The sequence below is a fragment of the Candidatus Binataceae bacterium genome (genome assembly GCA_035500095.1).
Lineage (GTDB): Bacteria > Desulfobacterota > Binatia > Binatales > Binataceae > JAKAVN01.
The window spans coordinates 25724-52328 of sequence record DATJXN010000010.1 but is presented as its reverse complement, the minus strand read 5'-3'; the positions used below and the strand labels follow the sequence as shown (position 1 = coordinate 52328).

The window sequence follows — 26605 nt, the reverse complement described above, 5'->3', positions numbered from 1 at the left end:
CCGCTAGGCTCTAGGCGCGATGCCCGGACCGCTGCTCAGCGAAGTTTTACCCGACCTGGTCGAGGAAATGGCGCACCTGTTGCGCGAGTGCGGCGCGGAGCCGCTGTGCAATCAGCTGCGTCTGCTCCAGATCGAATCGATCTGCGACTGCGGCGACGATAATTGCGCGAGCTTCGCGACCGCGGCCGAGGTCAAAGTCGCGAGCACGGTCCAGTTGCCGGCGACGGAGGGCTTCCTGATCATTGACCTCAACGCCGCCGGCGAGATCTGCTTCATCGAGGCACTCCATCGCCCCGACGTCAAATACATGCTCGAAGAGCATTACCCGGCCGGCTGACGCGCGGCGGCGGAAAAGGCGGCAATGTCCGATGGCGAAAAAAATCTTTCTTGCGGGTGCGACAGGCGCGGTCGGACGCCGAATGCTGCCGCTCCTGCGCGCGGCCGGCTATGAAGTGACAGGCACCACGCGCGCCGCGTCCAAGGCCGAGGAACTGCGCGCCGCCGGCGTCACGCCCGTCGTGGTCGACGCGTTTGATCCATCCGCGCTTACGGCCGCCGTCGCGGCGGCGCGGCCCGACGTCGTGGTCCATCAACTCACCGACCTGCCGCCCGGGCTCAAGGCGGAGTTGATGGCCGAGGGATTAATCCGCAACGCGCGCCTGCGTATCGATGGCACGCGCAACCTCGTCGGCGCCGCGCTCGGCGCGGGCGCGCGCCGTTTCATCGCGCAGAGTATCGCCTTCGTTTACGCCGAGGGGCCCAAGCCATATGAAGAGGGCGCGCCGCTGATGTCCCCGACCGAAGAGCCGTGGCGCACCACGATGGAAGGCGTCACGACCCTTGAGCGGCTCGCGGTCTCAACCCCCGGGTTCGACGGTATCGTGCTGCGCTACGGGATGTTCTATGGCCCGGGAAGCGGTTTCGAGACTGCGCCCGGCAAGCCGGCGGTGCACGTGGACGCTGCGGCGCAGGCCGCGGTCCTCGCGATCGAGCGCGGCAAGCCGGGAATCTACAACATCGCCGAGGACGACGGCACGGTGTCGATAGTCAAGGCGCGCCGCGAGTTTGGCTGGAATCCCGATTTCCGGCTGGCGAGCGCCGGGTTGCGCTGAGACTCCGCAAGCGCAGCCGTCGAAAAAAAGCTCAGCCCATCGCGCTTGCGCGCTCGGCCCCGGCGCGCAGCGCATCCACGAAATTGATCACTTCGGAAGCGACGCGATCTTTCTCGCTGTCCACCGTAATCACGTGAAAGCTCTCTTCAAGGATCACGGCGCGCTTTTGCTTGCTGCCGAGACGGCTCATCACGAAATCCACGTTACGGCGCATCGGACAGGTATGGTCGCGCCGCCCGTGGATGACCAGCGCGGGCTGGGCAACGCGACCAAGCCGCGGGCGCACCTCCGCCGACAGCTTCAACAGCTCGAGCACCGCGCTTAGCGGCATCAGGCGGGCCGACGGATGCACGCTGCGCGCGGCGGAATCGTAGATGTCCGAACCTTTGCCGCGCAGATAGATGCGGTCGGCGAGCGGACCGAGCGCGGTGAGCGCCTTGAGCGGGCCGCGCACCCACAGCGGCAAAAAGAACGCCGGCGAGAGTTTCGCCACCCCGGCAACCGCCTCACCTTGATCGGCGGCGAGCCGCGCCGCCAGCAGCGCGCCCATCGACAACCCGACCACCGCGACCGGATCGCCGAATCGATGGAGCCGCTCGAAGCCCTCGACCGCGCTTTCATACCATTGCGCGCGCGTGGCTGCGCCAAGCTCCTCGGCAGTGCCGCCGTGACCGGCCAGGCGCACGCCGCATACGCGGACGCCCGCGGCCGCTAATCGCTCGCCGAGATAGCGCATCTCGAACGGCGTCCCGCTGAGCCCGTGAATGAGCAGCGCGCTCACCCCGGCGCCGGGAAGGAAAAACTCGCTCGTGTCTGCCGCTGGATTGACTGGATGGGGGTCGTCGTCTGACGAGGTCATTCACTGCTCCGGATTCGATCTCGTTGCGCTTGAAGCTTGTCGCCCTTGATAGTCCCCATGTGGAGCGCCGCCTGGCTGCGAAAGCTAGCTCGTGGAGGTTCGCTCGCCGACCAGATCGGGACGCACGAAGATTTGCGCGCGCGCACGCAGGTCCTGAATAAAGCTCTCCCACGCCTGCGCCTGCCGCTGCCTGATGACCTGGTCCTTGAACGAGGCCTTCGCCGCCTTCCATTGAGCGTCCGTCGGCGGCGTGCGGCTTAAGACCTCGAATACGTAGGCGTTGCCGTCGCGAGCGAGCGGGCGGCTGATGATCCCGGGGGTGGCGGGAAGCTGCGACGCTTCCTGCACCGCCTCATGGAATTCGCCGATGCCGGGAATTGTGCCGTCGGCGCGCGAAAAATCACCCGTCGTATGCGGGGTTAGCTTGGCGGCCGCAGCCGCCGCGGCGAATCCAGCAGGGTTTTTTACCTGTTTGAAGAAGGCGGCGGCCTCATCGCGCGCCTTGAATTCCGCCATCTGACGCACCAGCGCGGCGCGAACCTTGGCTTGTACATCCGCCAGCTTCGGCACATAGCTCGGCTTGCGATCGACGAATTTCACGATGTACTGCGCGTCGTGGCCGTTGACTACGCGAATGTCATTGGGATTGAGCTTGAACGCCTCGCGCACCAGCGTCGGATCGGTGGTTTCTGCAGTAGCCTCATTGACGGCCAGCATCGGCGTCTTCACGAAGTCGAGGCCGCGTTTGTCCGCAAGCGTCTGAAGGTCTTTGCCGTTGAGCGCATCGCTCAGATCCTGGTCGATCGCCTGATGGGCCAGCTCGGTGCCTGCGCGATGGCGCAGCGCATCGATGATCTTCGGGCGCGCCTCCTCCAGCGTCTCGACGCGCGCGAGCTTGTGCTCTTCGACCTGGATGACGTGGTAACCGAACTGGGTCTGGACCACGATCAGCTCGCCCGGCTTCATCGTGAAGGCGGCGTCGGCAAACGGCTTCACCATCTCGCTCTGCCCGAAATAACCCAGTTCGCCTCCGCCATTTCTGGTCCCAGGGTCGTCGGAGAACTGCTTGGCCAGCTTGGCGAAGTCGGCCCCACCCTTGATCTGCTTGAGCAGGTCGTCGGCCTTGGCCTTGGCGGCGGCCTTTTGCGCGGGCGTGGCGTCGGGCGCAACCGCGATCAGAATATGCCGCGCGCGGACCTGTTCGGGATGGGTCAATGAGGTGTCGCGCTCGCGGTTGTAATAGTTCTGGATTTCCCTGTCCGTGGGATTAACCTTGGCCGCGAGCTTGTCGGGATCGTAACGGATGAAGTCGAACGAGATGCGCTCGGGCTCGCGAAACTGTTCGCGATGAGCCTCGAAGAACTCGGCGATCTGCTTGTCAGTGGGGGCGATAGACGATTCGAAGTCTTTGTAGGGCAATTCGACGTAAGACATCGCGAGTCTCAGATTCATCTGGTCGTAGATCTGGCGCAGCTCGCTGTCGCTGATCTCGACCGTCTGCGTAACCATCCGCTCCATAAGTTGCTGCAGCATGTCGAGCCGGACTTCGGACTCGAAGTCGGCCGGCCGCATATTCTGGCTGCGCAGCGCCGTCTGATACATGGCGAAATCGAAGCGGCCGTCGACCTGGAAGGCGGCCTGTGACTCGACCATTCGCTCCAGGGCGGCATCGCTTATCTTCAGCCCCAAACGATTGGCTTCATCGAGCACCAGTTGCTGATCGACAAGCTGCTCGAGTGCCTGCTCGCGGACGTTGAAGCGGGCCAACGCCGCGGCCGCCTCGGGTCCGTAGAGCTGTTCCAGCCGCCGGCGCAGCTGTTCCGCTTGCTGATCGACCTCTTTGGTCAGGATCTGATGGCCGTTCACGGTCGCGACCGGCTTTAACCGGGTGAACATGCCGGTGCTGACACCCCAAAACGCGAAGACGCCGATCAGCACGATAACGACCGCGCGGGTCAGCCACGAGTACGCATGCTTGCGCATCAGGTCGAGCATTATGCACTCATCATATTTTGCGGCTTTTGATCGCGCAAATCACCCTTGTGCCTTGCTTCGTATGACACGCGTCTGTTAGCTTCGTCGTGGGTCTCGGGCAGATCCGAAAAATCCTGGAACCGCGCGAAACCCCGGGCCTTGTGTAGCCTGTCTTCTTGGAGGCGATGCGGAGGTTCGAGAACAAGACTCGGACCGCAGGGGGGCGATCCGGTGGTACTTAATTCCATACTCGGTTGGTTCTCTAGCGATCTCGCTGTCGACCTCGGCACGGCGAATACCCTGATTTATGTCAAGGGCGAAGGGATCGTGTGCAATGAGCCGTCAGTGGTTGCGGTGCAGAAGGACTCGCGCGGGGCGCGGCGAGTGCTCGCGATCGGCGCCGAAGCCAAGAAGATGCTGGGGCGCACGCCGGGCTCGATCGTGGCTATCCGGCCGCTGAAAGACGGCGTGATCGCCGACTTCGAAATCACCGAGAGCATGCTGCGCCATTTTATCCAGAAAACCCACAATCGCCGCTTCCTCGCGCGTCCGCGGATCGTCATCTGCGTGCCGTTCGGGATCACTGCGGTCGAGAAGCGCGCGGTGCGCGAGTCGGCCGAAGCGGCCGGCGCTCACGAGGTCTACCTTATCGAAGAGCCGATGGCGGCGGCGATCGGCGCGGGGCTGCCGATCACCGAACCTTCGGGCAACATGATCGTCGATATCGGCGGCGGCACCACGGAGGTCGCGGTGATCTCGCTGGCGGGCGTCGTCTTTTCGCGCTCGGTGCGGGTGGCCGGCGACAAGATGGACGAGGCGATCATCCAGCACATCAAGCGCAAGTACAACCTGCTCATTGGCGAGCGCACCGCCGAGCTGATCAAAATAACTATCGGTTCCGCCTACCCCGGAAACGAAATCCAGACCATGGAAATCAAGGGCCGCGACCTGGTGGCCGGCGTGCCCAAGATCATCGAGATTACCGACGAGGAGATTCGCGAGGCGCTGATGGAGCCGGTCCATCAGGTGGTCGAATCGGTCCGTATCGCGCTCGAGCGCACGCCGCCGGAGCTGGCCTCGGACATCGTGGACAAGGGAATCGTGCTGGCGGGCGGCGGCGCGCTGCTGCGCAATCTCGACGTCCTGCTGCGCGAAGAAACGGGGCTGCCGGTGACGCTCGCTGACGACCCGCTGACCGCGGTGGTGATGGGCGCGGGCAAAGCGTTGGACGAAATATCGCTCCTGCGCGACGTGACCGTCGACTAGCGAGCGTCATCGCCCGAAACGGCCTGCCGATGACGCCAAGGGGCATCGCCGAAACACATAGCGGTGAAAAACTATTTTCTGTGGCGTAACCGCGTTCCGATCACGGGTGCGGTTCTGCTGCTCATTTCCGCCCATTTCCTGTGGAGTGGAGTTCTTCCCGACCAGCGGGCGGCCAGACCGCGCGGCCTGGTGATGGAGGCCTTGGCTCCGCTGCAAGTCGCCGCCGCGCGCTTGGCCGACGGCGGTGCCAGCATCTTCCATGACTACTTCGACCTGGTCGGCGTGCAGCGCGAGAACGCGCGGCTGCGCGCCGAGCTTGCCCGCGAGGAAACCCAGCGCGCCCGGCTGGCCGAGCTCGAGGCCGAGAATCTCCATCTGAGCGACATGCTCGAGCTCAAGCAGGCCCTCGCGCTCAACTCGGCGGCGGCCAACGTTATTGGCGGCGACGCTTCAGGTCTCGCGCGCACGCTGGTGCTGGCAGGCGGCGCCGGTCAGGGCTTCGAAGCCGGGATGGCCGTGCTTTCGACCGAGGGCGTGGTCGGCAAGCTTATCGCGGTTGGTCCGAGTTCGTCGCGCGTGCTGTTAATCAACGATCACAACTCGGCGCTCGACGCGTTCGACCAGCGCTCGCGCGTGCGCGGCATCGTGGCCGGCGTGGTCGACGACGGGCTGGTGATGAAATATGTGGACCGTTCGGAGGACGTGAAGAGTGGGGATACAATCGTTACCTCGGGCCTGGACGGGATTTTCCCGCGCGGGCTGCTGGTGGGCGAGGTGACCTCGGTGGTTCGCGAAGGGCCGGGATTGTTCCTGACGGTCAATATCGCGCCGGCGGCTGATTTTCGCCGTCTCGAGCAGGTGCTGGTGATAACCCAGCGAATGCCCCAGCCGCCGCCGGCGGGGCCGAAGAGCTGAGAGGTCGTGCGTTTGGCCGCGCTGTTCGCCGTTTTAACCCTGCTTGCGCTGGCGGTTCAGACCACGGCTTCGCGCTGGCTGCCGCTGAGCGCGCTGGTGCCCGACCTCGTGCTGGTGCTGGCGGTCGATCTGGGCTTGCGGCATCGCCGCGCGCTTGCGCCTATAATAGCCTTTGCGATGGGTTACGCGATGGACGCCTTTTCGGGCTCGCAGCTCGGCGTCAACACCTTTGCGATGACGCTGATTTACCTGATCGCATATGAAGTCGGCGTGCATAGCTCCGCGACCGGCGCGGAGGCCGGCGCCGTGCTGGCTTTCGTCGCGGTGTTGATCCAGAACCTCGGCGGCTTTCTTATCGGCACGCAGTTCCGCGCTCCTGACCAGCTCGCAACCCTGGTGCCGGCGGCGCTCTTACAGGCGACGGTGACCGCGGTGTGCGCGCCGCCCGTGTTTGGATTAACCGCGGGCCTCAGGCGGATGCTGGGGCTCAGCCAGGAACGCCGCGCGCGCGGCGGCTGGATTGGGCGAGGAGCCTGACGGTGGCGCGCTGGCGTTATTACAACAGCAGCAAGCAGTCGCGCGCGATCCCGCGTATCGAGCCGCGCCTCGCGATCCTCTCCGCTTTCATCGCTCTCGTTCTGGCCGTGGTAACGGTCCGCCTCTATTACCTCCAAATCATCCGGCACAAGGAATTTGTCGAACTCGCCGACCGCAACCGCATCCGCATCCATCGCCAACCGGCGCTGCGCGGCCTGGTCTTCGACGTTCATCATCGCCCGCTCGTCGACACCAGACCGTCGTTCGATGCGGTGATGGTGCCCGAGGACGTCCGCAACGTTAAGCAAACGGTCGCAAGGCTGGAGAACCTGCTCGGCCAGGACAATATTGCCGCCAAGCTCAGCCAGGCCGAAGACGACGGGCGCCCGCCGTTCGATCCGGTCACGGTCGAAGAGCATCTGGGCTGGCAACAGGTGGTCTCGCTCGAGACCCATCAGCTGCAGCTGCCGGGCGTGAGCCTCGAGGTGATGCCCGAGCGGCACTACATCTACGGCGGACTGGCGGCGCATCTGCTCGGCTACGTCGGCGAGGTGGCTGAGGCCGACCTGCGTCGCGAGAACAACTATCGTATGGGCGACGAGATCGGGAAGTTCGGTCTGGAGCGCGTGTTCGAGAGCGATTTGCGCGGCCAGGCCGGAGGCCAGGAGATCGAGGTCGATTCGGTCGGCCGCCGGCTCAAGCTGCTGCGCGAAATTCCCGAGATTCCCGGCCAGAGCGTCGTGCTCAGCCTGGACCTCGACGTTCAGCAGGCAGCCGAAAAGGCGATGGGCACGTGGTCGGGCGCGCTGGTCGCGATCGATCCCAACACGGGCTACATCCTGGCGATGGTTTCGCATCCGACGTTCGACCCCAACATCTTCGCCAACGGGATCAACGCCGTTGGATGGCGCGGGCTGACCACCGACCCCGCGCATCCCCTGACCAACCGGGTGATCGCCGGGGCTTATCCGCCCGGTTCGACCTTCAAACTGGTCGACTCGATCGCGGGGCTCGAAGAACGGACGCTCACCCCCGAGACCAGCTACTTCTGCCCGGGCGGGCTGTACTACGGCAATCGCGAATACCATTGCTGGCGCAAACAGGGACATGGCACGATCTCCGTGCATCGCGCGATCGTCAGCTCCTGCGACGTCTTCTTTTACCAGGTCGGCATCCATCTCGGCATCGACCGCCTCGCCCGCTGGGCCCGTCTGCTCGGGATGGGCGAACGGACCGGGATCGATCTCGACAACGAGCGGCCGGGCGTGATGCCCTCGTCGCTTTGGAAGGAGAAGCGGTTCCATCAGCGATGGTATCCGGCGGAGACGTTGTCGGTCGCGATCGGACAGGGCTACGTCGCGGCTACGCCGCTGCAGATGGCGATGGTGGTGTCCGAGATTGCCAACGGCGGCATCCGCTACAAGCCGCAGTTCGTCAAAGCGGAGGAAGCGCTTGACGGATCCGTGGTCAGGCACTTCCCGCCCGTCGTCGAACGCCGCATCCCGATCGACCCCGTCATCCTCGAAATCGTGCGTAGCGGAATGTGCGACGTGGTCAACGGCGCGGGCGGCACCGGGCACGCGGCCCATCTCGACAACATCACCGTATGCGGCAAGACCGGCACCTCGCAGGTCGTGAAGGAGGCCGGCAACGCGCGCATCCCAGAGGACAAGGAGCCGTTGAAATACCGTGACCACGCATGGTTCGTGGCCTACGCGCCCGCGGAGCATCCGCAGATCGTCGTCGCCGCCGTGATCGAGCACGGCGGACACGGCGGCAGTGCGGCGGCACCGGTCGTACACGACGTCATGCAGAAGTTCTTCGAGATCTATCCGCCGCCGGGCAGCAAACCGGCCGTGACTCCACCCGCGGCGCCGCAAGAGGCGCCCGGCTCCGACCCCGAGAGCCCGCCCGAGGGCACGGTCGCCGACCGGAGCGACTGAGCGCAACCGCGATGGCTCTCGATCGGCGGCTCGTTTACCACTTCGACTGGACCCTGTTCCTGATGACGCTCGGGCTCGCCGGCGTCGGCCTCCTGAGCGTGCTTAGCGCCTCGTGGGGCGGCACCAAGCACGCGCTCGATCCGCTCGTCGTGCGCCAGCTCGTCTGGATCGGCGTGGGCGCGGCGCTGATGGCGGCGGCGGCATTCTTCGACTACCGCGCGCTCGCGACCTACGCGTACCCGCTCTACGCGCTTACGGTCGGGCTGCTGGCGGCGGTGATGGTGGCGGGGCACGTGACCGGCGGTTCGCGCCGATGGCTCAACCTCGGCGTGCTCAGGCTGGAGCCGTCGGAACTGGCCAAAATCGCGCTGGTGCTGGTAATGGTTCGGTACCTGCGCGAAGAGCCTCCGCGCGGCGGATGGAGCTTTCGCCAGATGATCATCCCAGCGGTGCTGCTGGGCGTGCCGTTGGTCCTGGTGCTCAAGCAGCCGGACCTCGGCACCGGGATCGTTCTGATGATGGCGACGGCGACGCTGGTCTTCACCAGCGGCCTCAATGGACGCGTGCTGCTGGTTGCGACGCTCGCCGCTGCGCTGGCCGCGCCGGCGGGATGGCACTTCCTCAAACCCTACCAGAAGCAGCGCCTTGTGAGCTTCCTCAACCCGCAGTCCGATCCGCTCGGCGCGGGCTACCACATCATCCAGTCCGAGATCGCGATCGGCGCCGGCGGCGCGTGGGGCAAGGGCTTTCTCAAGGGCACTCAGGCGCGGCTGAATTTCCTTCCCGAACAAACCACCGATTTCATCTTTTCGGTCTTCGCCGAAGAATTTGGCTTCGCTGGATCGATGGTGCTGATGGCGCTGTATGTGGGAGTTATCGCGCGCGGCCTCTGGATCGCGCGCCATGCCCGCGACCGTTTCGGACAACTGCTCGCCGTGGGTCTGACCGCAATCGTGTTCTGGCAGGTCGCGATCAACGTCGGGATGGCGAGCGGGGTGCTGCCGGTGGTGGGAATCCCGCTGCCGCTGGTGAGCTACGGGGGTTCGTCGCTGATCGCGATGATGGCGGCGATGGGCGTGATGATCAGCGTCAACACCCGCCGCTACCTGTTCTGACCGAAACGGGCCGGCCCGCGCCCGCCGCATGTGACCTTGACGTCCGGCCCACCTCGAACATGCCGATAAGACGAACGCCACGAACATAGTTATGGGGCAGCGAGACTGAGGGTCTTTTCCGCGCGGAGGTGAGCAATGCGAATTGACGCGATCGAGCCGAGAAAAACCGCGATGATCGTGGTCGATATGCAAACCGACTTTGTGGCGGCCGGCGCGGCGATGGAAACGCCAGCGGCACGGGCCGCGGTGCCGAAGATTGCCGAAGCGCTCGCCATCTGCCGCGACGCCAAAATCAGAGTCATCTACACCGCTCATGTGCACCGCCATGACGGATGCGACATGGGACTCTTCGATGACATATATCCGCCGATCGCGAAGCGTGCGGCCTTGGTCGATGGCACACCCGGAGCGGAGATCTATCGCGAGTTGGCTCCCGCCCCGGGCGAGCATGTCATCAGGAAGCATCGCTATAGCGCGTTTTTTGGCACCGACCTCGAGATCATCCTGCGCGAGTGGGGCGTCGATACGGTTATCATCTCGGGGACAACCACCGAAAATTGCTGCCATGCGACTGCCCGCGACGCGATGTTCCGCAACTATCGCGTGATCTTTCTTTCCGACGCGACCGCGACCGTTGACTACCCGGACAGAGGATTTGGGACGATGCCGGCGGCCGACGTGCACCGCGCCACCCTGGTGATCCTCGCTGCATCAACCGCACATGTGATGTCGGTCAAAGACATGATGGGGCGCAAACGGCAATCAGACGGATGAGAGCCGATCTTGAGTACACAAGCTGACCTTCAAAAAGTGACGGCAAGGACCGTCTCGCCGGCCCGCGCATCGGGCTGATATACTTGATCGCGGGCGCGCGCGGCGCGTCCAATCCAAATCGGGTGTATCAACGATGACTTCCAAGGGCAGGAAATTCGACCAGCCCAATCCGTTTTCGGACCCTCTCGATCGCGAAATCTACGAGGTCCATCGCCGCTTCGTCGAGGTTATGGAGACCGACCGGCTGGGTTCGATCGGCGCCGGCACCAAGGAACATTACCTGCGGATCATGCGAGCGCTCGCCGACAAGCTCGCCGTCCCGACCAAGCCGCTCTCGGAGATCCTCGGCGAGATCATGTCGGAGGCCGCGCCGCTGCTGTTTCAGGCGATGCAGCGCTAGTCTAGTGTGGTGTCCTGTGAAATACGTTTCATCCCAAGATATCGAGAGATATCGAGGCCGTCATTCCGAGCGCAGCGAGGAATCCCGGCTTCCACGAAAAACGAATAAAGATCCGGGATTCCTCGGTCGCTGACTCCCTCGGAATGACACCCTAACGCTTTTCCGGATAGGTAAGTTATCTGCGGGACACCACACTAGCGCCTACGCCCCCAGTTCGTACGCATTCTCTTCGTGCTCGCTGAGGTCGAGCCCGACCCGTTCGGCCTCGTCGCTCACCCGCAATCCCACCAGCGCATCGGTCAATCCGAGCAGCACCAGGCTGCCGAGGAAGGCGAACGCGATGCTGGCCGTGACCGCGACGGCCTGGATTACCAACTGGCCCGGGTTGCCGAAGAACAGACCGTCGGCGCCGGCCGCATTGACCGCGACGCTGGCGAAGAGACCGGTCGCCAGCGCGCCCCAGATGCCGCCCACCGCGTGTACGCCGACGACGTCGAGCGCGTCGTCGTAGCCGAAGCGCCGCTTCATCCGCACTGCAAAAAAGCACAGCACCCCCGCCGCGGCGCCGATCACTATCGCCGAGATCGGTCCCACATACCCCGAGGCCGGAGTGATCGCGACCAGGCCGGCGACCACGCCGCTCGCAACACCGAGCGTGGTCGGCTTGCCGAGCATGATCCATTCCGCGAAGACCCATCCGAGCGCCGCCGCGGCCGCCCCCAGATGGGTCGCGACGAAGGCCGAGGTCGCAAGCCCGTTGGCGGCAAGCGCGCTCCCGGCGTTGAAGCCGAACCATCCGAACCACAACAGCCCGGCCCCGGTCAGCGTCAGGGTCAGGTTGTGCGGCGGCATCGGCTCGCGCCAAAGGCCGCGCCGCTGCCCGACGATCAGCGCGGCGGCGAGCGCGGAGGTCCCCGAAGAAATGTGCACCACCGTGCCGCCCGCGAAATCCAGCGCACCCAAGCGATGCAGCCAGCCGTCAACGCCCCATACCCAGTGCGCCAGCGGATCGTAGATCAGGGTCATCCAGAGCAGGCTGAAGACCAGGAAGCCCTTGAACGAGATGCGCTCGGCGAAGGCGCCCGTGATCAGCGCCGGCGTGATCACGGCGAACATGCACTGGAAAATCATGTAGGCCTGATGCGGAACGGTCGCGGCGTAGGCGGGGTACGCCTGCGTCGCGCTCACCCCGCGTAGTCCGATCCAGTGCAGACCGCCGATCAGCGCGTTGCCGGGCGAGAACGCGAGGCTGTAGCCGAACAGGACCCACTGGATCGAAACCAGTGCGGCCAGGATGAAGCTCTGCATCAGGATCGCCAGCACGTTCTTGCGCCGCACCATCCCGCCGTAGAACAGCGCGAGACCGGGCGCCGTCATCAGCAACACCAGCGCAGACGAGGTCAACAGCCAACTGGTATCGCCGCTGTTGATCGTAGCCGCAGCGTCGTCCGCATGCGCCGAAACGGCGAGCAGCAGGAGCGCCCCAACGGTTCCGAGGCAGGCAGTCAGCCTTGTGCGCAGCATCGCAGACTCTCCTTGAACACAACGTGTCAACGCAAAATGAAATGCCCGGGCGGCTTTGCGTCACGCCAGGCAAGGCCGTTTGGCGAAGTTTGTGACAGAACTTGGCGCACGGGACAAGTGCAGCGCAGGTCCCAAAAAAGGTCTGCGGCGGGCCGGCGAACGCGGGCCTCAGCCTTTGGGCAGCTGCAGGATACGCTCGCCGATCATGTTCTTCTGCACCGCCGAGGTCCCGCCCGCGATCGTCATGCTCTCGCTGTAAAGGATGCGCCGCAGCCAGTCGCCGTCAGGCGCAAACGGCGAGCGGCGCTCGAGCAGCGCGAACTCGCCGAGCAGCCGCCCCGAGAACTTGACCATCCGCTGCGTCAGCTCGGTCGAGACCAGCTTGCCGATCGAGCTTTCCGGGCCGGGCAGTTGACCCTTCAGCCGGCGCGTCAGCGCGCGCAGGCCGTTGTATTTTTTTGCCGCGACTTCGATCGCGAACTGCGCGAGCTGCTGGCGGATCTCATCGTCCTCGGCCGCCGCGCGCCCATCGATGATCGCGCCGCGCGCGATCTCGACCATTTGCGCGAGGGTCTGCTCGGTGCCGCCGATCGTCTCGCCGATCCCGAATCGCTCGTGCATCAGCGTGGAGACCAGCACCTGCCACCCCTGGTTGAGCGGCCCGAGCAGGTTCTGCTTGGGCACGCGCACATCCTCGAAAAAGATTTCGTTGAACTCGGAATCGCCGGTTATCTGTCTGAGCGGGCGCACGGTGACGCCGGAGCTTTTCATATCCACCAACAGGCAGCTCAATCCCTTATGGCGGGGAACGTCGGGGTCGGTGCGCACGAAGAGCTGGCAGAACTGCGAGCGATGGGCGAGCGTGGTCCAGACCTTCTGGCCGTTGACGACGAAGCTGTCGCCTTCGAGCACGGCGCGGGTCTGCAGCGCGGCCAGGTCCGATCCGGCGGCAGGCTCCGACATCCCCTCGCACCAGATCTCCTCAGCGCTCAGGATCTTCTGCAGGTAGCGCTGCTTCTGCTCCTCGGTGCCCCACTGCATCAGCGCGGGACCGGTCATGATCACGCCGAGCACGTTGGATCCCATCGGCAGGTTCAACCGTCCGAGTTCCTGCTGGAAGATGACCTGCTCGACGAAGGTCGCGCCGCGTCCGCCGAACTGCTTCGGCCAGGTGAGCCCGGCCCATCCGCCTTCGTAGAGCTTCCTGTGCCAGAGCCTCAGGCGCTCCCAGAGAAAGTTTTCGTCGGCGCGTTCTTTTTCCTCCGGCGTAAGCGGCGGCGGCTGATTGGCCTCGAGCCATCCGCGCACTTCCATCCGGTAGGCTTCCTGTTCGGGCGTGTAGTTGAAATCCATCGCTCGGTTACCCCGGTCGAAGTTCGATGCCGTGAGCGATGCTAGCGAACCGGCGTTTGGCGGGGTAGTGGCGCTGATGAGAGCGAGAAAGGCCGGCGATCGAGCGATTGATCGATCTCGCCCGCCGGACAAAGCTTGCCGGATGGAGCGCGAAAGCAAATTCTCATACCTCTGCAACCGATGCGGCCGCTGCTGCCGCGATAAGGTGATTACGCTCTCGCCCTACGACCTAATCCGGATCGCTCGCGCCACCGGGGTGAGCACGGGAACGGCGGTCGCGCGCTTCACCATACGCCGCGGTTCGCTCCTGCGCTTTCTCTCCGACGGCCGATGCGCCGCGCTGGGCGCGGCGGGCTGCGCGATCCATCCGGGACGCCCGCTCGCCTGCCGCCTTTATCCGCTCGGCCTCGAGCGCTCGGCGGGCGCCGCCGGCGCGGGATATGTCGAGCGCTTCGTTAAGCTCGAACCGGCCGTCGGTTCGCTTGGCGAATACGGACGCTCGGGAACAGTCGCGGAATTTCTCGAAGCTCAGGAGGCCGCGCCCTACTTCGACGCCGCGGCGCGCTATTATCCGATGGTCGCGGCCCTCCGCCAGCGCGTCGCCGCGAGCGTCGATTTCGAATGCGTCGAACCGCGCGAGTTTTGGCGACGCGCCGCGCGCGAGGCGCTGGCGGAAACCAACTACGATCCGAATCCGCTAATCGACGCGCTGTTCGATCCAGACGGCCTTGGATGCGGCCGTGCGGACGCCGGAGAAACCGCACTCGCGCATGTCGCGGCGCTCCGCGAAATATCGGCACGCGAGCGCGACGGGGCGACGGCGGCGGCAGCGGCGGTGATGCTTGCAACGAGCCTCGGCTACGGGCCCGGCGAAGCGGCGGGGCCGCCGGCTAACCCTTGATTCTGGAGTCGATCTGAATTCCCGCGCCCTTGGCGAAGCCGAGCAGGATATCGCGGTCGCTCTGCAGTCCGCCGCCCTGGACGTTCTGCGCGTCCTCGAATTCGCCGCGCACGTGGCCGTTCTTCATGTCGATGAAGGTGATCTTCAACGTAATCGCGGTGGTGCCGTTGTTGCCCGAAGAAGTGTCGGGCTGGTAGCCCGTCAGTTCGCACTTGATCAGCAGCGGCTCCGATTCGGCCGGCGCGCTCGCGACGACGTTGTAGCCGCGGTTCCTGAGCTCGACCGCCACGCCCTCACCGATGACTTGCGCGGCTTCGGCGCCTGCCGGCCCGCTCTGGTTCGCGACCGGCGGCAATTCAAAAGCGGTGTACGAGGCAAGCGGGATGTCCGGAATCTCGGGCGGGGGCTTGGACGCGGCGCAACCGGTTAGAATCACCCCCGCGATCAGCGCGATACACCTCTGCCAATTAAGCTTGTCGCGGCGCATCAGAGCGACCCTAACCAATTGCGCACAAGTTTGCGATCCACGCCTGCGATTTTAATCGGAGTTTTCCGCGAGGCGTCTTGCGCCCGGCCCGCAAAGCACGGCGCGAACTCCGCTTGGAGTTCTCCGCTTAAACCGCACGAACGTCGCCACAACCGTCTCGAGGCCGGCAGTAACGATTCCAGCGCTCAGGTGCTGCCCGCGCGCCGGGCGGCCTTGACCGAGAGCTGGCGGTAAATCGGCAGAAGTTGATCCGCGAGCCGCGCGCGCGAAGCGCTGCCGCGCCGATTGCTCCGCGCGCGCGCCCAGCGCCGAGTCGCGCGCGAGTTCGCCGATCCGCTCGGCCAGCGCGCTCGCGCGCCCCGCCTCGTGGACCAGCGCGTCCTCGCCCGGCCTTACCAGCTCGGCAGCGCCGCCGCCGCCGCTCACCACCACCGCCCGCCCGCACGCCATCGCCTCCGCGATCACCAGCCCGAAGGGTTCGGGCTGCGTGCTCGCGTGGACGACGACGTCGAGAGCGCGCATCGCGGCCGCGGGCTCGTCGACAAACCCGGTGAAGCCGACGCGGCCCTCAAGCCCGAGGTTCGCGGCCAGGCGGCGCAGATCCTCGAGGTCGTATTGGCTGCCCTCGGTCTGATAGAGCGTGCCGCCGATCACGTAGCCGCGGGCTACAAAAAAGCTTTAACAGTTTTAGACCTTGCTCCTTATATAAGAAATTGCAATGCTAGGGTCAAGTCTGCTAATTACAACACCATGTCGCGAGTCTAAAGGCTTTCTGAGCAAATTTTCACACAGCGGATGATCAAACCTCGATCGATTGCACTGAATTGACCTCTGAACGCGCGGAAGCGATCACCGCCCAAGCGTTCAAAGCGAAAACTTGTTTTCGAATTCAGCACAAAGCGCAGCAAGGATCGTCGAAAAATCGCCAACCAGAGCAAACGTCGCGTGCTCAAAAATTGGCGCCTCAGGATCGATATTGACCGCGACGACGACCTCGGCCCGCTTGATTCCGACCGTATGGTTAGGTGCGCCGCGCACGCCCAGCGCAATGTATAGGCGCGGATCGATCGCCTTGCCGGTCAACCCGACCTGCAACTGCCGCGGCATCCATCCCTGATCCGTCACGCGGCGCGTGGCGCACATCCCGGCACCAAGGAGGCGCGCGAGGTGCTTGGCCGCCGCGACGCCGGCGGGTCCGCCAACGCCCATCCCGACCCCGACCACGATGTGAGCGCCATCGAGCGGCGCGACCGAATTATCGAGCAGCGAGTGCGTCGCGATCGTCCGGCTGAGCGCCGGCGAAATCCGGGGCCGCAATGTCTCCACCGCCGCTTCGCGGGTGCTGTCGGCGGCGGCAAGCTCAAGCACGCCGGCCCGCACCGTAGCCATCTGCGGCAGCGTTTTGGACAAAATTGGCGCGACTATGTTGCCGCCGAACGCCGGCTTCAGCGCGACCATCCGTTCTTCGCCGTCAAGCTCGATTCCGATCGCATCGCCGGTAAGGCCCAGGCCAAGACGCGCCGCCAACCGCGGTCCCCAATCGCGGCCGCGCTCGCTCGCGCAGAGCAGCAAGCCCCACGGCGTCCGCTCGCGCACCAGATGCGCCATCGCTTCGGCCGCGGTCTCGGGCGCATACGACTCCAGCGCGGGATGGTCGAGGGTCAGGACGTGGTCGGCGCCGAAGCTTGCCAGCAATTGCGCGTGGCGCGCGATCGTTGCCGAAAACCCGACGGCGACCAGCGCGCCGCCCAGCCGCGCGGCCAGCTGATCGCCGTGCGAGAGCAGTTCCAGGCTGCCGCGCGTGATCGCGCCCGCCAGATCGGTTTCGCAGGCGACCCACAGGTCGCGCCCGCGAGCCGGTTTACGGATCGCCGCGCTTACCGGGCGGCGAATCCTGTCCTCGCGCCTGAGCGCACCCATCGCGGCCAGCGCCGCGACAACTTCGCGCGCCGCGCGCGCCGGATCGGCGGCGTCGATCGTGCGGCATTGCGGATGACCGGTCTCGACCGCGCGCACTTCCTGCACCCAGGTCGGCGATGCGCCCGCACCGAACTGCGCAAGATCGGAGTCGAGCGCTGCTGCGCGGACGACCTCGATCGGCCGCGCGCTTGCCGTGGCCGCGGCTTCGGCCCTTACCCGGATCGGCTGCGCGACGCGCTCGGCGCAGGTCAGCACGGCGGGCAGTGCGCATTCGACTTCGTCGTATCCTTCATCGCTCTCGCGCTCGGCCCGGACGCCGCGGTCCTTTATCTCGACCTTGCGCACACCGGTGACCTGCGCGACGCCGAGCAGCTCGGCAATTTCGGGACCGACCTGTCCGGTCTCGGCGTCGAGCGAATATTTGCCGAGCAGGATCAGATCGAAGTTCTCGCGCCTGAGCCACGCCACGAGCGTGCGCGCGGTGGCAAGCGTATCGGATCCGGCGAAGGCACGATCCTCGAGATGCACCGCGCGATCCATCCCCATCGCCAGGGCGTCGGTCAGCGCCGCGCGCGCCTGCGGCGGCCCCATCGTAACGACCGTCGCGTGAGCGCCTAGGCTGCCTTTGAATTCCGCCGCGAGCGCGATCGCGCGGAGATCGAACGCGCTTATCACGTTGACGCCGTCGCGCCGGATGGTCTTGGTCACCGGGTCGAAGTTGGCGTCCTCGATTAACGGAATCTGCTTGATACAGACGGCGATCCTGAGCACGGCGCTGGCTACTCCTTAAGACGTCGCGATGGTCGAGCGGGGGCCGGATGGCGATGCGCGTCGAGCCTAACCGAGCCGGCCGCGCGGATGCAAGGCAGTCCCGGCCGCGGCGAGACGGCTTACGGCGGCGCCCGGGATCGGGTAATTTCGCAGGATGCCCTGCGTTCGCGAAACCCTCGCCGCGCGCATCGCCCGGATGCGCCGCGCTGCGCTTTCCCTGCCGATCGCTGCCGCATTTGCGATCGGCGGCTCCGCCGCCGCCGCCACCTCGCCGCCCAGGCGTATCGTGTCGCTCGCGCCCGCGGTCACCGAAACGCTTTTCGCGCTCGGCGCCGGCGGCGAAGTGGTCGGCGTCTCGCAGTATTGCGACTATCCGCCCGAGGTGGCGCATCTGCCGCGGGTCGGCAGCTTTCTCACGCCCAACGTCGAGGCGATCGTCGGGCTGCGCCCCGACCTCATCATCGGACCCGGACTCACCTCGAGCCAGCGCGAGGTCCGCGCGCTCCAGACGATGGGCTATCCGACGCTCACCATCGACGACAACTCGCTGGGGGGCATCGAGCAGAGCATCAGCCTCATCGGTGCGCGCACCGGCCGCGAGCGGGAGGCTGCGCGCCTGCTTGCGACGATCCAGGCCCATATTGACAGCGTCCGCGCGCGCATCGCGCACACCAAACCGCGCACGGTCGTAATGCTGGTGGGGCATCAGCCGATCGTCGCGGTCGGACGCGGCACCTTTCTCGACGGTCTGCTGAAGCTTGCGGGCGGCGACAATCTCGCCGACCTCTCGGACCAGGGTTGGCCGCATCTCAGCCTCGAGTACATCATCGCGATCCGGCCCGAGGTGATTCTGGACGGCGCGATGGGGAGCGATGCGAGCACGCCGTCCGGCTTCTGGGCGCGCTATCCGAACGTGCCGGCCGTCCGCGATCATCGCGTTTACGGCTATCCGCAGGACCCGATGCTGCAGCCGGGGCCGCGCGTGTGGCAATCGCTGGAGATTCTGGCGCGGCGGATCCATCCGGAAGCTTTCGCCGCGCCCTCCGACACGCCGGGCGCTGCGCGATGACGAACGAACCCGCGGGGATTTCCGCGCCCCCGGCGCCCGCGCGCTTCAGCGGCGCCGCGCTTGCGCCGGCCGCCATCGAAGATCTCTCCGCCGCGCATCTGACGCGCGCCCGGATGACGCTCACGCTCGGCGCGCTTGCGCTCCTGGTGCTGCTGAGCGCCGTCGTCGCGGCCGCCTTCGGCACCGTCCATATCAGCCTGCTGCGCGCTCTCTCCGAGCCGCGCAGCCCCGATCATGCGATCTTCTTCAGCGCGCGCCTGCCGCGCGTCCTGATGGGCGCGGCGGTCGGTGCCGCGCTGGCCGCGGTCGGCGCGGCGCTGCAGGCGCTGGTGCGCAATCCGCTCGCCGAGGGCGGCATCCTCGGCATCTCGGGCGGCGGCGCCTTCGGCGCGATCGTCGCGCTGGTGTTCGTCGCCGGCCGCACCGCCGCGGTGACGACGGTGCCGCTCTGCGCGTTCGGCGCGGCGCTGCTCTCGACCGCGGTGGTTTATCGTCTGGCCGTGGTTGACGGGCGGCTCGAGCCGTTCACGCTGCTGCTCGTCGGGGTGATCTTCAATTCGATCTGGGGCGCCGCCATCATGATGGTCAACAGCGTGGTCAATTACTACTACGTCCACGACATCGTTTTCTGGCTGATGGGCAGCCTGGAGGCGCCGACCTACGGCGAGATCGCGATGGTGGCCCTGCTGGGCGCCGCGGGATTCGCGGTGCTGATGGCGCATGCGCGCGACCTGAATCTGCTCAGCCTCGGCGACGAGGCCGCGAGCCAGCTCGGCGTGGACGTCGATCCGATGCGCCGGATGATCTTCATCGCGACCTCGGTGATGATCGCAGCGGCGGTGTCGGTCAGCGGCATCATCTCCTTCGTCGGCCTGATCGTGCCGCACATGTTGCGCCTCGCCTTCGGCGCCGACCATCGCTTGCTCCTGCCTGCGTCGTTCCTCGGCGGCGCGGCGTTCCTGGTGATTGCCGACCTGGTCGCGCGAGTAGCGATCGCGCCGAGCGAGTTGCCGGTGGGCGCGATCACCGCGCTCTGCGGCGGTCCGTTCTTCATCTATATGCTGCGCCGCGAGGGACGCGGACCGCTCGCGCTCTGAGCCCGAGGATCGCGCCCAAGGGATCGCGCCAAGGAATCGCATCAGATGACCGACGTTCAGCCTTCGCCTTCGATCGCGCCGCACGCCCCGGCCGGCGCCACCGCGCCGGCGCTCCGCGCCTCCAACCTGGTCGGCGGGTACGGCGAGCGCGCCGTGCTCCACGGCGTGTCTTTGGAAGTCGCGGCGGGCGAGATGCTGGCGATCGTCGGCCCCAACGGCGCGGGCAAGTCCACCCTGCTCCGATTGCTCTGCGGCTCGCTCGATCCGTGGCAGGGGACGGTCGAGTTGCTTGGCGTGCCGCTGGCCTCTCTCGAACGGCGGGCGCTCGCGCGCCGCCTCGCCTTCGTCGGCCAGGAAAATTCGGTCGCCTTCTCGTTCACCGTGCTCGAAGTAGTGTTGATGGGCCGCGCGCCGCATCTCGGATCGTTTCATTTCGAAAACCGCGGCGACCTGATGCTCGCGCGCGAGGCGCTCGAGCACTTCGATCTGCTCGCGCTCGCCACACGGCCGATCCAGGAGCTTTCGGGCGGCGAGCGCAAACGGGTATTCCTTGCGCGCGCGCTTGCGCAGGAGCCGCGCGTGGCGCTCCTCGACGAGCCCACCGCCCATCTCGACCTGCGCCACGTCGCCGACATTTTCGGGCGCTTCGGTGAATTGCGCGCCGAGCGCGGGCTCGCCGTGGTTGCGACGCTGCACGATCTGAACGCGGCGGCGCTCTATGCCGATCGCGTCCTGCTGCTCAAGAACGGCCGCGCGATCGGCTGGGGCGCGCCGGACGAGGTCCTGACCGAAGAGAAACTGCGCGAGGTTTACGAAACCGAAGTTTACGTCGGACGCAATCCGAAAACCGGCGCGCTCGCCGTATTGCCCGGTGCCGGCCCGCTTAAGCGGTGAAGAAATGAAACCCTGTCATGCAGCGATTCTTCTGGCGGGATGGTGCCTGATCGCGCCGCCGATGTACGAAAACTACAACTCGAAGCACAAGCTGCTCTCGACCCGCGCCTACGTCAACGCGCCGCTGCCGGCGTGGACCAACTTCGGCACCTACCCGACGCGCGAAAAGTGCGAAGCGCAGCGCCACAACGACTTCGACGACGCAGTCAAGGCTGGACCCGGCAGCAGCGCACGCGACCGGGCACTGTGGGAAAGCTCGCGCGCCGCGATGTGCGTGTCGGCCGACGATCCGCGCATGAAGCAGTAGCGCGCGCGGCCCGAATAGCGCCGTCCGGGCGCGCCGGCGGGCCGCCCTTACCTGGATCGCGAAGGCAGACGCACGACGCCCTTCGCCCGCACCGACAGTTCGCCGTCCTGGTTGGTCGCGGTCTGCGCGACCTCGGCGTAGTGCGCGCCGTCCTCGCTGAAGACGCGCGTCACCTCGCCGTTGATGTAGAGCGTGTCGCCGACCGGGTTGTGGCGGCGAATCTCGACCGACAGATGGCGCAAAAATCCCGCGTCGCCCATCCAGTTGGTCAACTGATGCGACATCCACGAGCAGCGCTCCGGTCCGTAATCGTACGCCGCCGGCGTTCCGACGAGCGTCGCGAGGTCATCCTCCCAGTGCACGCGCTCGGGCACGTCGGGGATGCCGAACTTGTTGGGGATACCGACGCCGGGATGCTTTTGCAGTTGCTTCCATGCGAGCTTGTTGGCGCGGATATAGAGCCCGCCCCATCCCTGCGCGAACGCGATGAACCCGGTGACGGTCATCGGTCCCTTGGCCATCGTTTGCAGCCTGTCGCCGGGCTTCACGTCTTCGATATAGCGCGAATTGGTGCCGCGGATTTCCTCGGCTTCGTAGAGGGCGAAAATCTTCGCCAGGTCTTCCCGCGAATAGTGGACCGGCGGCTTCTGCTTGGTCTCTTCGTATTTGGTGCCGCGTTCGCGCGCGGTGTCGCGCTCGGTGCGAAAGCACCAGCTATCGCCCTCGGCGACGATCTCGTCGCGCTGATTGTAAAATTCGCATCGATATATCTGTTGAATGGCGCGGCCGGCGAAGCGCGTCTGATGCTCGACCAGGTCCTTCAACCAGGCCTTGGTCGTGAACTGGTCGCCAAGCAGCAGCGGCCGATGCCACGTCACGTCGATGCCGGCGAACATGGCATGCACGCCCGGCAATCCGCCCACGTATCCGCTGAACGAGCGGTTGAGCGCGAAAATAAACGACGGCGGCGCCGCGGCGGTGGTCTGCATCTTTGCCGCGTATCGCGGCTCGCACCACAGCGGATTGTCGTCGCCGATGCCATGCGCCCAATGGCGGATATTGTCGCGCGTCGCCTCATAGCACCACGGCTCGAGCGAATCCTCGATCGGCACGCCCAGCAATTTACGCAGGTCGGCGATGCTCTTGTCGGTGATCAATGAAAAGCGCTGCTGCGGTTCCGCCATGAATGGGTCGCTCCTCTTGTCCCTCGGTACGATCGATCGTGTTTCGACATCCTGGCTCGACGTTCCCGATGTCTCGACATATTGGCCGATCTTCGTGCGCTTGCTCAAACATCGCCTACGATTGCCTCGCTCGCGCACCCGGCGATAGCATCCTCGCGTGACCAAGCGAGGAGCCGACGCCATGACGAAAGAACCGTTTACCGTTGCGATTCCGGACGAGACCCTGCGCGATCTCAAGGAACGGCTCAAGGGGACGCGCTTCGCCGCCGACTTCGCCAATGATGGATGGGAATACGGCACCAACGGCGACTATCTGAAGCGCCTCATCGAATACTGGATCGACGGTTACGACTGGCGCCGCGCCGAGCGCCAGATCAACTCCTTCCATCACTACACGACTCGCATCGAGGGCATCCCGATCCACTTCGTCCACGAGCCCGGCAAAGGGCCGCATCCGATTCCGATTATCATGAGCCACGGATGGCCGTGGACGTTCTATGATTTTCACAAGGTTATCGGTCCGCTCGCCGACCCGGCCGCATTTGGCGGCGACCCGGCCGACGCGTTTGACGTCATCGTGCCGTCGCTGCCCGGTTACGGATTTTCGACGCCGCTTATGGCCACCGGGATAAACTACTGGCGCACGGCGGATTTGTGGGTCGCCCTGATGCGCGACGTGCTGGGCTACAAAAAATTCGCCGCCCAGGGCGGCGATTGGGGCGCTCTCGTCTCCGCGCAGCTCGGGCACAAGTACGCGGAGCTTTTGTACGGCGTGCATATCCATCTGCTGGTGCCGCTGAGTGCGTTCCTCGGCAAGATGCCTGACGCCTCGCTCTACGGGCCGGGTGAAGAAGGATGGCACGAGCGCACGATGAAGTTCTTCTCCGAGGGCAGCGGCTACTCAGCGATCCAACTCACGCGCCCGCAGACGATCGCGTTCGGGCTTAACGATTCGCCGGCGGGCCTATGCTCCTGGCTGCTGGACAAGCGCCGCGCGTGGAGCGATTGCGGCGGCAACGTCGAGAGCCGTTTCACCCGCGACGAACTGCTCACCACGATGACGCTCTACTGGGCGACGCAAAGCTACGGGACTTCCGCGCGCTACTACTACGAGGCGATCCATAATCCCTGGCGCCCCGCGCATGACCGTCATCCGGTGGTCGAGGCGCCGACCGCGGCCGCTGTGTTCCACAACGAGATCATCATGATGCCCCGGCGCTGGGCCGAGGGTTACTACAATCTCAAGCGCTGGACGGTGTTCGACTCGGGCGGCCACTTTGCCCCGATGGAGGAGCCGGTTAAACTGGTCGAGGATATTCGCGCGTTCTTCCGCCCGCTGCGTTAGGCTCGCGCATTTCGTGCCTTGAGCAAATCACCCTCCCCAACACGGGATCGTCCGCGAGAGGACGCCGCGCAAGCGGCGCCGCATCCGGATCAGCAGCGCCGGCCAAAGCCGCTCGGCGACGGCCGCCCGCTCCATCTCATCTTCGATGCCGACGACACGTTGTGGGATTCCAACATCCATTTCCTCGAGGCCGAGGCGCGCTTCGTCGCCGAACTGGTTGCGGCGGGTGCGGGCGAGACGGCGGCGGTGCGCGCAGCGCTTCGCCGGCGCGAACTCGAAATTATCAAGAGCCACGGCTACGGGCGCGCGCCGTTCGTGGTGCTGATGCGGACGGTCGCGGCGGACGTCGCGCCGCCGGGCGAGCGCGACGCGGTCGTCGCGGCGGTCGAGCGTATCGCCGAGGATTTCCTTGCGCGTGAATGCGCATTGCTGCCCGACGTCGCGCAGACGTTAGCCGAACTCGCCGCGCGCCATCATCTGATCCTCTTCACCAAGGGGCACCCGCGCGAACAGATGCGCAAGCTCGAGCGCTCGGGGCTGCGGCACCATTTCAGCCACGTCGAAGTGCCGCCGGAGAAGGACGAAGCCGCGTACCGGCAGCTGGTCGAGACAGCCGGACTCGACCGCGCGCGCACGTTCATGATCGGCAACAGTCCCCGCTCGGACATCAACCCGGCCTTGCGCGCGGGTCTGCGCGCCATCTTCATCCCCCATCCCCACACCTGGGAACTGGAGCACGAGGAAATCGACCTCGACGACGAGCGCGTTACCGTGATTACGAAGGTTCGCGTTCTCCGCGAAATATTCTAATATGAGTGCCCTGATGGCGAAGGCCGATTCTGCAGCGAACGTACTGGGGGCCGAGACTGCGAAAGAGCAGCCGCGGCGCGCGCGCCGTTCCAAGCCATCCATCGCGCTCCGCCCGCTTCACCGTATCTGGCGCCGGACGCTTGATGAGATAGATGTCACGCGCATCCGCCTCCCGGTGCGCGGCCTGCCTGCCGCGCTGGAGGGGATCGTCGCCTGCCAGTTGAGCGACCTGCACGTCGATCGCGACGAAGACCTCGAGCGCCTGGTGCTGGCGGTCGAAGCGGCCAACGCGCAGCGCCCCGACCTGATTTTCCTGACCGGCGATTACTTCACCGGCCCGGAGACGATGCGCCGCTATCTGACGGGATTTCGCGACGCCATGAGCGCGCTCAGGCCGCGGCTCGGCACTTTCGCGGTCGCGGGCAATCACGACCATTGGTCCTCGGTCGAGCGCATAACCGGCGCGCTCGAGCAGGCCGGCGTCCGCGTGCTCGCCAACGAAAGCCATCGCTTACACGTCCGCGGCCAGCCGCTGGTCGTGGTCGGAATCGACGACCTGTGGTCGCGGCGCGCCGAACCCTCGCGCGCGTTCGCGCGGGTGCGCCCGGAAGAATGCACGATGCTGCTCGCGCACAACCCGGACACCGCGCTCTACGTGCGCCATCTAAGGCCGGGAGTGATGCTCTCGGGGCATACGCATGGCGGCGTGGTGCGGCTGCCGTTTTACGGCTCGCCGCTCAAGCTCTTGCGGATTGGCAAGCAATTTTATTCGGGGCTGAATCGCTACCGCGATTTCTACATCTATACCAATCGCGGTCTCGGCACGTACTGGCTGAGAATCCGGATCAATTGCCGGCCCGAAGTCTCGCGCTTTCACCTGACGCCGCTCGACCCGGCGAATAGCAGCGACTTGGACGTGAGCGCCGCATCTTCTGATGCATCTTTCGGCGCACACGACGCCGAGGCCGCCGCGCCGATGCGGCCGCGGCGCCGGCGCACCCGCGTCCGCCGCCGGCGGGCATCATAGCTCGGCCCGTTTCCGCCGACCCGCCGGCCCGCGCATCAGGTCCGCGGATCCGCGACCGAATATCGGCAAGGCGAGAATCCGAAACCACACGGGAATCTGAAATGGACCGCATTACCGTCGCGATCGCCGGCGGCTCGGGCTTCATCGGCCGCGGGATCGTGCGGCGGCTAGGCGACACGGCGCGGGTGCGCGTGCTCACGCGCAATCCCGAAGCCGTGCGCGCCCGGCTTGCCGGGACCGGCGCAGAGTTCGTCCGCGCCGACGTCACCGACGCCGCCTCGATGGAGCTGGCCATGGCCGGGGCGCAGGTCGCGATCAACGCGGCCCAGTTCGACGGCTATCCGATCGAAAATCCGCGCCGCGGGCTCACCTTCGAGCGCGTGGACTACGGCGGAACTCTCGCGATGCTCGCGGCGGCGCGCAAGGCCGGCGCCGAGCGCGTCATCTATATCAGCGGCGCCGCTGCCGATGAGCAGAGCCGCCAGCCGGGCTTTCGCGCCAAGGGACGCGCCGAGCGCGCGATCCGCGAATCGGGCCTCGACTACACGATCTTTCGCCCCTCGCTGGTTTACGGCGCGGACGACCGCGTAACCAACCTGCTGGCGCGCGCGATCAAATACGCGCCGATTTTCGCGATCCCCGGCAGCGGCAAGCAGATCGTCCAGCCCGTGGCGGTCGAAGACCTTGCCGCGTGCGTGGCGATGGCGGCAACAGGACGCGGGCGCAACGCCACGTTTGCGATCGGCGGACCCGAGCCGATGAACTTCGACCAGCTAATCGATCTGATGATGGAGCTTGCCGGCCATCGCCGGCCCGTCGTTCACGTGCCGGAGGCGCTGATGCGGATGGCCGGGATGCTGGGCGAGATGCTGCCGCGGCCGGTCTTCTCGCGCGACGCGGTCGATTTCCTGGTGGCCGACAACCGGTGCGACAATGGCCCGCTGATCGCCGAGTTCGGAATCCGCCTGACCCCCGCGCGCGTCGGCATGTCGTATCTCAAACCCAAAGCCTGAGCGCCCGC

General features: G+C 65.8%; 26 protein-coding genes. 18 read left to right on the top strand and 8 right to left on the bottom strand.

What is annotated here, in order from left to right; all coding sequences use genetic code 11:
- The first annotated feature begins 19 nt into the window (after nucleotides 1-19).
- Nucleotides 20-337 (top strand): hypothetical protein, encoded by a 318-nt coding sequence (locus tag VMI09_01405; GenBank protein HTQ23320.1) that lies wholly within the window; start codon nucleotides 20-22, stop codon nucleotides 335-337.
- A 31-nt stretch (nucleotides 338-368) separates the two neighbouring features.
- Nucleotides 369-1112 carry an NAD(P)-dependent oxidoreductase gene (locus VMI09_01400; GenBank protein ID HTQ23319.1) on the top strand — a complete coding sequence of 248 codons (744 nt, stop codon included), beginning with the start codon at nucleotides 369-371 and terminating at the stop codon, nucleotides 1110-1112.
- Nucleotides 1113-1143: 31 nt separating this feature from the next.
- Here VMI09_01400 and VMI09_01395 read toward each other — a convergent pair whose 3' ends face one another.
- Both VMI09_01395 and VMI09_01390 read right to left on the bottom strand, forming a co-directional pair.
- Nucleotides 1144-1971 (bottom strand): alpha/beta fold hydrolase, encoded by an 828-nt coding sequence (locus tag VMI09_01395; GenBank protein HTQ23318.1) that lies wholly within the window; start codon nucleotides 1969-1971, stop codon nucleotides 1144-1146.
- A gap of 84 nt (nucleotides 1972-2055) precedes the next feature.
- Nucleotides 2056-3966 (bottom strand): SurA N-terminal domain-containing protein, encoded by a 1911-nt coding sequence (locus VMI09_01390; protein ID HTQ23317.1) that lies wholly within the window; start codon nucleotides 3964-3966, stop codon nucleotides 2056-2058.
- A 210-nt stretch (nucleotides 3967-4176) separates the two neighbouring features.
- On the opposite strand from VMI09_01390, the gene VMI09_01385 reads away from it, so the two are divergent.
- The 7 genes from VMI09_01385 (at nucleotide 4177) to VMI09_01355 (ending at nucleotide 10895) form a co-directional block, all read left to right on the top strand.
- Complete coding sequence (locus VMI09_01385) at nucleotides 4177-5211, top strand: rod shape-determining protein (protein ID HTQ23316.1); 1035 nt, start codon at nucleotides 4177-4179, stop codon at nucleotides 5209-5211.
- A 63-nt stretch (nucleotides 5212-5274) separates the two neighbouring features.
- The gene (mreC, locus tag VMI09_01380; GenBank protein ID HTQ23315.1) at nucleotides 5275-6126 is read left to right on the top strand and encodes a rod shape-determining protein MreC; all 852 of its coding nucleotides are present in this window, start codon (nucleotides 5275-5277) and stop codon (nucleotides 6124-6126) included.
- Between the two features lie 12 nt (nucleotides 6127-6138).
- Nucleotides 6139-6663: a rod shape-determining protein MreD gene (gene mreD / locus VMI09_01375; GenBank protein HTQ23314.1), complete on the top strand. Its 525-nt coding sequence runs from the start codon at nucleotides 6139-6141 to the stop codon at nucleotides 6661-6663.
- 2 nt (nucleotides 6664-6665) lie between these two features.
- Entirely contained in the window at nucleotides 6666-8606 is a 1941-nt protein-coding gene (gene mrdA / locus VMI09_01370; GenBank protein HTQ23313.1) for a penicillin-binding protein 2, read from the top strand.
- A gap of 11 nt (nucleotides 8607-8617) precedes the next feature.
- Nucleotides 8618-9721: a rod shape-determining protein RodA gene (gene rodA, locus VMI09_01365; protein ID HTQ23312.1), complete on the top strand. Its 1104-nt coding sequence runs from the start codon at nucleotides 8618-8620 to the stop codon at nucleotides 9719-9721.
- A 135-nt stretch (nucleotides 9722-9856) separates the two neighbouring features.
- Nucleotides 9857-10495, top strand: a complete 639-nt coding sequence (locus tag VMI09_01360) for an isochorismatase family cysteine hydrolase (GenBank protein ID HTQ23311.1) — start codon at nucleotides 9857-9859, stop codon at nucleotides 10493-10495.
- Between the two features lie 133 nt (nucleotides 10496-10628).
- Nucleotides 10629-10895, top strand: a complete 267-nt coding sequence (locus VMI09_01355; protein HTQ23310.1) for a hypothetical protein — start codon at nucleotides 10629-10631, stop codon at nucleotides 10893-10895.
- 201 nt (nucleotides 10896-11096) lie between these two features.
- Here the strand turns inward: VMI09_01355 and VMI09_01350 are convergent, their stop codons facing one another.
- Nucleotides 11097-12419: an ammonium transporter gene (locus tag VMI09_01350; protein ID HTQ23309.1), complete on the bottom strand. Its 1323-nt coding sequence runs from the start codon at nucleotides 12417-12419 to the stop codon at nucleotides 11097-11099.
- A gap of 168 nt (nucleotides 12420-12587) precedes the next feature.
- A complete protein-coding gene (locus tag VMI09_01345) occupies nucleotides 12588-13772 on the bottom strand; it encodes an acyl-CoA dehydrogenase family protein (protein HTQ23308.1) in 1185 nt (394 codons plus the stop codon).
- A 142-nt stretch (nucleotides 13773-13914) separates the two neighbouring features.
- On the opposite strand from VMI09_01345, the gene VMI09_01340 reads away from it, so the two are divergent.
- Entirely contained in the window at nucleotides 13915-14673 is a 759-nt protein-coding gene (locus tag VMI09_01340) for a YkgJ family cysteine cluster protein (protein HTQ23307.1), read from the top strand.
- Here VMI09_01340 and VMI09_01335 read toward each other — a convergent pair.
- The 3 genes from VMI09_01335 to VMI09_01325 all read right to left on the bottom strand — a co-directional run bounded on the left by VMI09_01335 (nucleotide 14663) and on the right by VMI09_01325 (nucleotide 17851).
- A complete protein-coding gene (locus VMI09_01335) occupies nucleotides 14663-15160 on the bottom strand; it encodes a hypothetical protein (GenBank protein HTQ23306.1) in 498 nt (165 codons plus the stop codon). The genes VMI09_01340 and VMI09_01335 overlap by 11 nt on opposite strands.
- A gap of 51 nt (nucleotides 15161-15211) precedes the next feature.
- Nucleotides 15212-15814, bottom strand: coding sequence for a glycosyltransferase family 4 protein (locus VMI09_01330; GenBank protein ID HTQ23305.1), 603 nt, complete (start codon nucleotides 15812-15814; stop codon nucleotides 15212-15214).
- A gap of 210 nt (nucleotides 15815-16024) precedes the next feature.
- On the bottom strand, nucleotides 16025-17851 hold the full coding sequence (locus tag VMI09_01325; GenBank protein ID HTQ23304.1) for an FAD-binding protein: 1827 nt from the start codon (nucleotides 17849-17851) through the stop codon (nucleotides 16025-16027).
- A gap of 154 nt (nucleotides 17852-18005) precedes the next feature.
- Between VMI09_01325 and VMI09_01320 the strand changes: the two genes are divergently transcribed.
- Genes VMI09_01320 through VMI09_01305 form a run of 4 tightly spaced genes read left to right on the top strand, consistent with a single transcriptional unit; the run spans nucleotide 18006 to nucleotide 21218 of the window.
- On the top strand, nucleotides 18006-18920 hold the full coding sequence (locus tag VMI09_01320; GenBank protein ID HTQ23303.1) for an ABC transporter substrate-binding protein: 915 nt from the start codon (nucleotides 18006-18008) through the stop codon (nucleotides 18918-18920).
- Nucleotides 18917-20017 (top strand): iron ABC transporter permease, encoded by a 1101-nt coding sequence (locus VMI09_01315; GenBank protein ID HTQ23302.1) that lies wholly within the window; start codon nucleotides 18917-18919, stop codon nucleotides 20015-20017. The genes VMI09_01320 and VMI09_01315 overlap by 4 nt, the downstream gene beginning before the upstream one ends.
- 45 nt (nucleotides 20018-20062) lie before the next feature.
- Entirely contained in the window at nucleotides 20063-20911 is an 849-nt protein-coding gene (locus VMI09_01310) for a heme ABC transporter ATP-binding protein (GenBank protein ID HTQ23301.1), read from the top strand.
- A gap of 4 nt (nucleotides 20912-20915) precedes the next feature.
- Nucleotides 20916-21218: a hypothetical protein gene (locus tag VMI09_01305; protein ID HTQ23300.1), complete on the top strand. Its 303-nt coding sequence runs from the start codon at nucleotides 20916-20918 to the stop codon at nucleotides 21216-21218.
- 47 nt (nucleotides 21219-21265) lie between these two features.
- On the opposite strand, the gene VMI09_01300 is transcribed toward VMI09_01305, so the two are convergent.
- Complete coding sequence (locus tag VMI09_01300) at nucleotides 21266-22402, bottom strand: MaoC family dehydratase N-terminal domain-containing protein (GenBank protein ID HTQ23299.1); 1137 nt, start codon at nucleotides 22400-22402, stop codon at nucleotides 21266-21268.
- A gap of 181 nt (nucleotides 22403-22583) precedes the next feature.
- Here VMI09_01300 and VMI09_01295 point away from each other — a divergent pair, with 181 nt between their 5' ends.
- From VMI09_01295 to VMI09_01280, 4 genes are all read left to right on the top strand, one after another.
- Nucleotides 22584-23747 (top strand): epoxide hydrolase, encoded by a 1164-nt coding sequence (locus VMI09_01295; protein ID HTQ23298.1) that lies wholly within the window; start codon nucleotides 22584-22586, stop codon nucleotides 23745-23747.
- A gap of 18 nt (nucleotides 23748-23765) precedes the next feature.
- The gene (locus tag VMI09_01290) at nucleotides 23766-24557 is read left to right on the top strand and encodes an HAD family hydrolase (protein HTQ23297.1); all 792 of its coding nucleotides are present in this window, start codon (nucleotides 23766-23768) and stop codon (nucleotides 24555-24557) included.
- A gap of 13 nt (nucleotides 24558-24570) precedes the next feature.
- Nucleotides 24571-25584: a metallophosphoesterase gene (locus tag VMI09_01285; GenBank protein HTQ23296.1), complete on the top strand. Its 1014-nt coding sequence runs from the start codon at nucleotides 24571-24573 to the stop codon at nucleotides 25582-25584.
- 101 nt (nucleotides 25585-25685) lie between these two features.
- Nucleotides 25686-26597: an NAD(P)H-binding protein gene (locus VMI09_01280; GenBank protein HTQ23295.1), complete on the top strand. Its 912-nt coding sequence runs from the start codon at nucleotides 25686-25688 to the stop codon at nucleotides 26595-26597.
- Nucleotides 26598-26605: the final 8 nt, after the last annotated feature.